The sequence below is a fragment of the Pelovirga sp. C15f genome, assembly GCF_057178085.1.
The window spans coordinates 1-1,307 of record NZ_JBXUCV010000022.1; the positions used below are offsets into that span (position 1 = coordinate 1).

Below are 1,307 nucleotides of genomic sequence, written 5' to 3' on the forward strand. Positions count from 1 at the left end.
TGAATCGCCCCGGGTTTTCCGGAGACAGTTTTCGTTTGAGTCAGGCTGCCTCGCTTGACTCCTCTAGCCGATAATATTCCATCTCTCGTTCTGCCGGGGGAATATTTCCAATCGGTTCCAGCAACCGACGATTATTGAACCAATCCACCCACTCCAGCGTCGCGTATTCAACAGCCTCACGGCCTTTCCAAGGTCCGCGATGGTGTATGACCTCTGTCTTGTAAAGTCCGATGATTGTCTCCGCCAATGCGTTATCGTAGGAATCTCCGGTTGTGCCAACCGAAGCGTTGATTCCTGCTTCAGCTAAACGCTCTGTGTACCGAATTGAAAGATACTGGCTGCCACGGTCACTGTGGTGAGTCAGTTCCCGGCAATTCTTCCGAGACCAGAGAGCCTGCTCCAGTGCGTCGAGAACCAGGTCTGTCTTCATGGACGTCGAAACCCGCCAGCCAACAATGCAGCGGGCATAGACATCAATGACAAAGGCCACATAAACAAAGCCGGACCAGGTTGCCACATAGGTGAAATCTGCCACCCAGAGCTGGTTGGGGCGGCTGGCCTTGAATATCCGCTTTACCAAGTCGGGAGCACGGTCCTGCTTCGGATCACTGATCGTGGTGATCTGTTTTTTCCCACGAATAACACCCCGCAGCCCCATTGCTCGCATTAAACGCTCAACGGTGCAGCGGGCAACAATGACCCCCTCTCTGTCTAACTGCAGCCAAACCTTGCGGGCTCCGTAGACCTGGTGATTCTCATTCCAGACTCTCTTGATCTGCAGCTTGAGAGCCTGGTCCCGGTGATGCCGCGCCGGAACTTTAGAGGGATCAGCCTCCTGAGCCTTATAGCGGTAATACGTCGATGGGGCGATCGGCAACTGGGCACAGATCGGCTCGACCCCATATTCGGCTCGGTGCTCATTGATAAAGGCGACCATTATTTCGGTTTGCGGTCGAGCTCCGCCTGAGCGAAAAAAGCGGCAGCCTTACGCAGGATCTCGTTGGCTCGCTTCAGCTCACGATTTTCACGTTCCAGTTTCTTCAGCAGCTCTCGTTCACTCGGCGACCCTGAGTCATTCGATTGCGAACTCTTGGTCTCTCTGCACCACCGTCGTAAAGTTTCAGGAGTACAACCTATCTTTCCGGCAATGGAACAAATGGAAGCCCAGCGGGAAGGATATTCTCCTTGCTGTTCAAGGACCAACCGGACTGCGCGCTCTCTAACCTCGGGACTGTATCTCTTGTTTGTATTCATGACCCCATACTCTCAAAGTTTGGAGTCTCCGACAATCCCGGGGCGGTTCAGTC

The 1,307-nt window shown here is 53.9% G+C and carries 1 protein-coding gene and 1 other annotated feature; the gene reads right to left on the bottom strand.

What is annotated here, in order from left to right:
- Positions 1 to 40 precede the first annotated feature (40 nt).
- Positions 41 to 1,254, bottom strand: a protein-coding gene (locus tag AC1931_RS15410) for an IS3 family transposase (RefSeq protein WP_483878162.1) whose coding sequence is annotated in 2 segments (ribosomal slippage) — positions 41 to 966 and positions 966 to 1,254 — 1,215 coding nt in all. Because the reading frame shifts where the segments join, the coding sequence is not laid out codon by codon here.
- Positions 863 to 979, bottom strand: a sequence feature (AL1L pseudoknot). Its footprint overlaps the gene before it by 117 nt.
- Positions 1,255 to 1,307: the final 53 nt, after the last annotated feature.